The organism is Microcoleus sp. K4-B3, from assembly GCF_036704615.1.
GTDB lineage: Bacteria > Cyanobacteriota > Cyanobacteriia > Cyanobacteriales > Microcoleaceae > Microcoleus.
The window spans coordinates 1-6,353 of the sequence record NZ_JAUBSF010000161.1; the positions used below are offsets into that span (position 1 = coordinate 1).

Annotated in this window: 12 protein-coding genes; 4 read left to right on the top strand and 8 right to left on the bottom strand. The window is 46.4% G+C overall.

All coding sequences use genetic code 11. From position 1 onward, the window contains the following. Positions 1-105: 105 nt before the first annotated feature. The 8 genes from QUA78_RS31325 to QUA78_RS31360 form a co-directional block, all read right to left on the bottom strand. Positions 106-501 (bottom strand): hypothetical protein, encoded by a 396-nt coding sequence (locus QUA78_RS31325; RefSeq protein WP_333306973.1) that lies wholly within the window; start codon positions 499-501, stop codon positions 106-108. A 61-nt stretch (positions 502-562) separates the two neighbouring features. Then, positions 563-814: a hypothetical protein gene (locus tag QUA78_RS31330; protein ID WP_333306975.1), complete on the bottom strand. Its 252-nt coding sequence runs from the start codon at positions 812-814 to the stop codon at positions 563-565. 110 nt (positions 815-924) lie between these two features. Further along, positions 925-1,467, bottom strand: coding sequence for a hypothetical protein (locus QUA78_RS31335; RefSeq protein ID WP_333306977.1), 543 nt, complete (start codon positions 1,465-1,467; stop codon positions 925-927). 62 nt (positions 1,468-1,529) lie between these two features. After that, positions 1,530-1,814, bottom strand: a complete 285-nt coding sequence (locus QUA78_RS31340) for an HU family DNA-binding protein (RefSeq protein ID WP_333306978.1) — start codon at positions 1,812-1,814, stop codon at positions 1,530-1,532. A 42-nt stretch (positions 1,815-1,856) separates the two neighbouring features. Continuing rightward, entirely contained in the window at positions 1,857-2,429 is a 573-nt protein-coding gene (locus QUA78_RS31345) for an IS630 family transposase (RefSeq protein WP_333306985.1), read from the bottom strand. Beyond that, positions 2,414-2,785: a helix-turn-helix domain-containing protein gene (locus QUA78_RS31350; RefSeq protein ID WP_333306980.1), complete on the bottom strand. Its 372-nt coding sequence runs from the start codon at positions 2,783-2,785 to the stop codon at positions 2,414-2,416. The genes QUA78_RS31345 and QUA78_RS31350 overlap by 16 nt, the downstream gene beginning before the upstream one ends. Continuing rightward, positions 2,766-2,930: a hypothetical protein gene (locus QUA78_RS31355; protein ID WP_333306981.1), complete on the bottom strand. Its 165-nt coding sequence runs from the start codon at positions 2,928-2,930 to the stop codon at positions 2,766-2,768. The genes QUA78_RS31350 and QUA78_RS31355 overlap by 20 nt, the downstream gene beginning before the upstream one ends. A 136-nt stretch (positions 2,931-3,066) precedes the next feature. Further along, the gene (locus tag QUA78_RS31360; protein ID WP_333306983.1) at positions 3,067-3,498 is read right to left on the bottom strand and encodes a hypothetical protein; all 432 of its coding nucleotides are present in this window, start codon (positions 3,496-3,498) and stop codon (positions 3,067-3,069) included. Positions 3,499-3,649: 151 nt separating this feature from the next. Here QUA78_RS31360 and QUA78_RS31365 point away from each other — a divergent pair, with 151 nt between their 5' ends. The 4 genes from QUA78_RS31365 to QUA78_RS31380 all read left to right on the top strand — a co-directional run bounded on the left by QUA78_RS31365 (position 3,650) and on the right by QUA78_RS31380 (position 6,321). Continuing rightward, positions 3,650-5,149, top strand: a complete 1,500-nt coding sequence (locus tag QUA78_RS31365; protein WP_333399217.1) for a hypothetical protein — start codon at positions 3,650-3,652, stop codon at positions 5,147-5,149. 252 nt (positions 5,150-5,401) lie between these two features. Continuing rightward, positions 5,402-5,806 (top strand): hypothetical protein, encoded by a 405-nt coding sequence (locus QUA78_RS31370; RefSeq protein ID WP_333399218.1) that lies wholly within the window; start codon positions 5,402-5,404, stop codon positions 5,804-5,806. A gap of 5 nt (positions 5,807-5,811) precedes the next feature. Continuing rightward, positions 5,812-6,042 carry a hypothetical protein gene (locus QUA78_RS31375; RefSeq protein WP_333399219.1) on the top strand — a complete coding sequence of 77 codons (231 nt, stop codon included), beginning with the start codon at positions 5,812-5,814 and terminating at the stop codon, positions 6,040-6,042. Between the two features lie 30 nt (positions 6,043-6,072). After that, positions 6,073-6,321 carry a hypothetical protein gene (locus QUA78_RS31380; RefSeq protein WP_333399220.1) on the top strand — a complete coding sequence of 83 codons (249 nt, stop codon included), beginning with the start codon at positions 6,073-6,075 and terminating at the stop codon, positions 6,319-6,321. Positions 6,322-6,353 lie beyond the last annotated feature (32 nt).

Below are 6,353 nucleotides of genomic sequence, written 5' to 3' on the forward strand. Positions count from 1 at the left end.
ACGTGTTTCGCGATCGAAGGTACTTTGCGGATTTTTACCCAATCGCCCGGTTTGTAAAAACTTCCCGATTCAGCCGCGGCGGTGTCAAAAAGTGAAAGTTGAGCGCTAACCATCTGTGTTGTAAGCTCCATCTGTTTGGCATTCCAAAGTGTCTTCTACTTCCACAAGTTTCAAATTTGGAAATATGCAGCGGAGCTTGTCATTGATATAATCTAATTCCCAGACCTCTATCTGCAGCTTTGGCTCACCGGGACAGTGAACGCTAGTTTTAGTAAAATCGACTCCCCGCTGCTTGAGGTTTCTCTCGCAGATTTTGATGTACTCGTTCATCAGGCCGGTGAATTCAATAAACGTGTGACAGTTGGTTGCGATCGCTTCACGATAGTAGTTGTTTGCCACTATCGTCATTGCCTGTAATATTTCCTCTGGGGTTTGGGGAGAGTCCGCGAGTTCTTTCCTAGATCCTCCCAATAGAGCTACTGCTTCTTCTTTTGTCAACATTGATTCCTCTACATTGGTTGTCTAGTGGTTGTCTAGCGGTAGCCGATCGCCCTCCGCTAGATTACTCAGAAAGATTGCTGCCTAGTTTGTCCGAAACAGCCTTCAGTCGCGAGATTAGTGAAAGTACGATACCTTCGTTGGCGGGGTCTACGGTATTGTCTTTCTCTAAAAGTTTTACTTTTTCAACTAGGCTTAATGTTTTTTTGCGAACATCATCTATTTCTTTTTGTTGCTCTTCTATAAGTTCCGATTGCCTTTCTAAAACAGTAATTATTTCAGAAATAAAAGTTATAGGGGTGTCGTCATTGTCCACAGATTCTCCTTTGTTTACACACTGTCTACACGTTGTTTGCGCCTTATGAAAGCCGATCGCCCGAAAGCGACCGATCGGCAAATTGTTTGCGCTGCCTGGTCGCCAGAATTTTAGAAATATCCGCTGGGTTCGATATTGTTGAATTCTTCGGGGTCGATGTATCTGTCCATAATGTCCTCGCCAGCATAGTCCTCAATCACTTCAAAACCTTCGCTCTCAAGAGCTCGCGTGAATTGTTCCATCGTCGCCGCGGTCGCTGCTAAGACTTCGGGCGGGAGACTTTCATCGTTGCCCGCTACAACTTCCGCGACCTTGTAACCGGTGCAGCGACAGCCGAGGTTCTGATGAAATTTCTCGCAGGGTTCGTAGCAGAAGTCCTCAGCAGGCAGGATGTCCTCCGTCGGATTCCAGCCGAGTTCTAGCACTTTGTAAGTTTCAGAATCTGGATTGAACAGTTGTTGCAACTGGTGAGCCGTTTCGATCGCAATTTTGGTAAACGTATCGTCGGCAATCGCTGGGTGACGGGTTGCCAGTTGGATGTGGCTGATGATGGCGATCGCTGCGATGGGCGGAAGTTCGATCGAAGCTGGCGGCAAGTCCTGCATCGCGTTCACTTCGTCGGCGTATTTCTTCAGGTTGGGATACTTGGTCATTGGTTGTCTAGTGATTGTCTAGTAGTAGCCGATCGCCCAACAGCGACCGATCGGCAAATTGTCTACGCGGTTCGGCCGCTCACAGCATCTTTGAATTGCTTGCCTGCCGAGAAAGCCGGCACCGTGGTAGCAGGTATCGTCATCTGTTCCCCGGTCTTGGGATTGCGACCGTCGCGGGCTTTCCGCTCCCTCGGTTCAAACGAACCAAAACCTACTAGCGTTACTTTCTCGCCGTCGGCGACTGCCTGAGTGATGGAATCTATCAGGGCGTTTAACAGTGCATTGGCTGCTTTCTGGGTAGTGTCGGCTTTGGTGGCGGCCAACTCCACAAGTTCTGCTTTGTTCATAAGTGCGATCGCTCCTGGCGACTAATAACTTATACCAATTTCCTAAAGTTCTGCTACATATAGAGCCTCTAAAATAAATTTCCATCCCGTCAAAGAAGTAATAACTTCCAACGTCAACTTATTTAACTCTTTTTTCACCGCCACTCTCAACTCTTCTATTTGGTCAAATCTCAACCATTTCAATTGTTCTTTTATATATCCCCACAGTCTTTCTATTGGGTTTACTTCCGGACTGTATGCGGGTTGAAACAGTAAAATAACATTTTCTGGTATGCTAAGATTTAAAGAGTTATGAAATCCTCCATTATCTAGTTGAATTATATGTAAATCCTCCGGATACTCACTGGCAAATAGCTCTAAAAATTTCTCAAAGCCAACTGTGTCTAAGTGAGTAAATTCATAAAAAAAGCTTGATCCAGTTAGCGGTTCTACTGCGCCATAAAGCCACAAATAAGTAAAGTCCCATAGCACTTGGACTTGCGGTTTTACTCCGCAACCAGTTAACTTTCTTCTTTGAACTGTATGCAAACCCATCCGGCTTTCATCTTGACTCCAATAGCGCAGTTTTTTCCACTGTTTTAAAAAGCTCTTACTTTGTGTCAGACTGGCTTTGATGAGAACTGGGAGTTTTTTTTAAATTCTTCTACTGCCCCTGCTTTCTGTTTTTCACTCACGCCTTCGTGGCAATGCGTAATTTTCCTTTGAGACGATATGCAAGTCCATTGATGTACTGTCCCATATGCCACAGGAACTTCGCAGCAGGTTGTCAGCCATTGATGTACTTCTTTGTAACTACTGAATCCTTCGGGGTCGAGCAATTCTTTTGATAATCTATCTACAGTTTCTGCTGTCATAATTCTTGGTCTTCCCGATCGGGGTTTTTGATATAACAATTCTGCGATGCCTCCCGAACGATAACTAGACAACCATCTTTGAATTGTGGTACGATGTTTACCGGCGCCGCACCGCAACAGACAATACGCTATCTGCCATTTTGGTTTTGAGCCAATACAGAGCTTGCAGTTTTTCGTGGCACACAGCATCTTTCTGTTGAGCCAGAAGAGCTTTCAGTTCTTCTGCTGTTTCCTGAATCTCAATCTTAACGACTCCTGACATTTTTCCTCCTTATATTTCAGTGTTCATTTACAAATAGTGCATCTATTAACTGTAGCACTATTTTATGAAACTGGTATAATTACTAATTACTAACGCAAAACCAGCGCCCCACAAGGGATGCTGGCTTCTGTTGCGATTATTCTGCGAGGTTTTCCCCGCCGTTGCTATCGTTGGATGACTCTGTTTGTTGCTGGTGCTGTGTCTCTTGCTGCCGCCGCATCTCTTGCTGTTGCTGCTGCTGTAACTCCTTGAGCTTGATTAAGTTGTCGAGCTTTTGCTTGTACTCTTCAGCCTCTGAACGATACCAGACGATGCATTCCTGACTCTTGACCCACTGCTTTCTAGCATCGTCTATTAGCTGGTCGATAACTCCCCCAAAGGGGTCGAAACTTCCAGTTCCCTCCTTGCTATCTTCTCGATCAATTGTGAGGGACTGACCCCCAACCCTTGCGCTAGCTCCCGAAAGAGTTTCGCTCCCGTAGGTGTAAGCCCGAAAGCTTTCGTGACCTTCACTTCCCCGTACTCCAACTGTTTCGCCTTCTTGACCTTGACCATGTTTTTGATTCATAACATCACTCTTAAGAGATTAACAAAGTCTATGATGAGATATTGACAATTTCTCATCATAGACTCTATGATAGACCAAAGTCTGTCATGAGACAAGATTCCACAGCATACCCCTAGTATTGGCGGGTGGGCAACTCCCACCCTTTCCCTTTATGTACACACTGGAAGCCTTACAGAGCAAGAATTTAAAGGAATTGAAGGAAATTGGCTGGCAGCTCAACGTGCTCCCGGAGGGCGATAAGCGGTGCCGCCAAAACTGGATTGATGCCATCGCCGATGCCACCCTCCCGCTGCTGCAACTGCTGAAAGTTCCCCCGGCCCAAGTCGAACAGGTTAAAGAGGCGATCGAAGTTCAAGCCCAGGAGCCAATAAAACTTGGTGATTGGGTAAAAGTAACCCGAAAGCCCAGACTTGCTACTGGTGTTAAGCGCGGCGAGATTTTCCAAGTGCTTCGCGTTAATACTTTCAATGGCGCTTTAATGATTGATAATCCTCACGAAAATCCAAAACTTATCCTTTCTGCCAGAATTGGTTTTCTCGATCCATCAGAAGTTTGTTTGGTGCCTCGGTCGAATCGGCCAGATACACCAGGGTTTATTGATGTAGTAAAGAGGAATTTTCCCGATCGCCTTCAGGAGCTTTTACAAAATCCCCCCGGTGTCGAACTGGTTCAGGAGCCGATCGAATCCAAATTCGGCCGCATCGTCTACCCGAAACCGACCGCGGGGCCGATCGCCCAAACGGAAATTAATGCAACTATCAGCGATGTCGAATCTAGACCTGCAAGTGCTGACTTACATAACTCACGCCCTCCGACCGCCCAACCAGATGGAGATAGCAGCAGCGATGAAGCTGAAGCACTGGGAAGTCAAAAGGGCGATCGAGTTTTGGCGGTGGCAGGGAATAGTGAAGGAGATAAAGGGCGAGCTCTACTCGATCGCCCAGATGAATTGACCGCCATCTTCAACGACGAACAACCTCCCAACCGAGGCGACGGCAAAGGGCGAGTCGAAAGTCAGTCAAAAGTCAGTCAAAGTGCGATCGCACCAGCGGCCAAAAAATCCCTCGATGTCGAAGCGGATTGTTCCCAGTCACTGCCGGGGATTACCTTCTCGCCTAGGTTTCTAGTAACCTACCCCCCCTACTTCGGCGAAGTTCACTACAAAGCAGAAGTCACCGGGCAACTGAATTTGCTCGAACCGGAAACAGACGACGAGCCGCCAGACCCCGATGATTTTGAATTGCTCGAAGACTTCAAAAGGGCGATCGCACTTTGGGACGCAGAACACCCCGAACCGCTGGAAATCTCCCTCGATTCCTTTTGCGAGTGGGCCCCGTGCCCCGATGACTGGTACGAACCGGAACCGTCCGAAGTGATGGAACTCTCACCGGCGATTGAAAGTTCCAGTACTTGCAACTTTTCTATCCCGACTTTTGACGCTTGGTGCGATCGGCAAAACGACTCCGATGAACCGCCCGACACGGGGATTTTTGCCCGCTTGCCGGGGCCGGTGCCGCCCAAATTTCCCCCGGGGGCAAGTCAACCGCAAGTCAGCCCAAGTCAGCCTACATCAAACGCAACTCGACCGCAACTTAACCACAACTCGATCACAAATCAATCACATACCAAACGCATACCAAATAGGGGTTAAACACATATCGTTCGTACCTCAGTTACATAACCGTTGCATCGCCGCTGGCCGCAGCACCCAGCCAGCCCGATCGCCTCCAGGGGGGTGATGCCATGTAGAAATCATTTGTTGCGTACAACATTGACTTTTTTACCCTTCTTAATCAGATTTACGCGATCGCCACTCGAACCGGGCGATCGCTTCCTCCCCCTCGTTATGTCACTGTCATGTGACTGGCGATTTACTAAACCATCAACAAATAGGTACAAATCAATGACTTTTCTAAAAATCTCCGTTCCCGTTTACAAAAAAAACAAATGGGAAAACCTCGACAGAGACGGAAAAATCGAAGTTAGCAGCGACGTAGATAATCTTTCGGAGGGCTATCAGTCTTTAAAACTTGAGATTGACGGTTTACTCTCGGAACTCGACGCTCAAAACCGTTTAGCGGAAGAGGCGCACGCACTAGAACTCGAAATAGAAAAAAAAGTTTTCACACTGAAAGGACTTATCAAAGATATTGAGAAAGCCACCCAACATTACGAAAGCTTGAAGTTTTTTTTACAGAGGCTGGGAATCGATCCTGTAGCGCCTAGGCTGACATTTGACAAGCAATTTTTACCACAAGATGCCTCGCTATCTCAAGTCGAAGTTATCAGCAACCAATCCGAATTTTAACAACCATGCAACTCACTCTAAATTCAGACTTTCTAGACGGGTGGGCAGAGCTACCGGGAGCGGAATATCAACCGCTCCTGGACTTTGAAGAAGAAATCACAGACGAGGGCAAATTTGCCGATGTAAATTTCCTCACCACAGAAATCAAGAGGGGAGCGTGTCACTTTTGCGGTGAGTATAAATACTGGGAACCCCACCATGACTTTTTTGCCGAGCATCAGTATAATAGGGAATAATTATCATCTCTTCCCACTTGATATATAATCATGACACCTGAACAACAACAGGAAATTAAAACACATCTAGATGCTATTTCTGCCATCCTTTATGATGATTGTAATCCTGATTCCTTGAAGACATTAGAAGATATTGAACTTGCAGTCAGAGACCAAGTTTTGACTCATGTGACACCACATATCGGCTTTTTTTTATCTGCTCAGCTAGCGGTACAAAAGCCGGAAGAGTCAAGACTTGGTAGTAATAAATATGTAGTGAAGTTTAATTACAGTAATTGAATACATAGGATAATTTTATAAATGACACAATC

Bases quoted from the DNA above. Each gene is read 5' to 3' on its own strand.
- QUA78_RS31340 (WP_333306978.1), bottom strand. From the start codon at position 1,814: ATGAACAAAGCAGAACTTGTGGAGTTGGCCGCCACCAAAGCCGACACT.
- QUA78_RS31380 (WP_333399220.1), top strand. From the start codon at position 6,073: ATGACACCTGAACAACAACAGGAAATTAAAACACATCTAGATGCTATT.
- QUA78_RS31335 (WP_333306977.1), bottom strand. From the start codon at position 1,467: ATGACCAAGTATCCCAACCTGAAGAAATACGCCGACGAAGTGAACGCG.
- QUA78_RS31360 (WP_333306983.1), bottom strand. From the start codon at position 3,498: ATGAATCAAAAACATGGTCAAGGTCAAGAAGGCGAAACAGTTGGAGTA.
- QUA78_RS31375 (WP_333399219.1), top strand. From the start codon at position 5,812: ATGCAACTCACTCTAAATTCAGACTTTCTAGACGGGTGGGCAGAGCTA.
- QUA78_RS31355 (WP_333306981.1), bottom strand. From the start codon at position 2,930: ATGTCAGGAGTCGTTAAGATTGAGATTCAGGAAACAGCAGAAGAACTG.
- QUA78_RS31365 (WP_333399217.1), top strand. From the start codon at position 3,650: ATGTACACACTGGAAGCCTTACAGAGCAAGAATTTAAAGGAATTGAAG.
- QUA78_RS31370 (WP_333399218.1), top strand. From the start codon at position 5,402: ATGACTTTTCTAAAAATCTCCGTTCCCGTTTACAAAAAAAACAAATGG.
- QUA78_RS31325 (WP_333306973.1), bottom strand. From the start codon at position 501: ATGTTGACAAAAGAAGAAGCAGTAGCTCTATTGGGAGGATCTAGGAAA.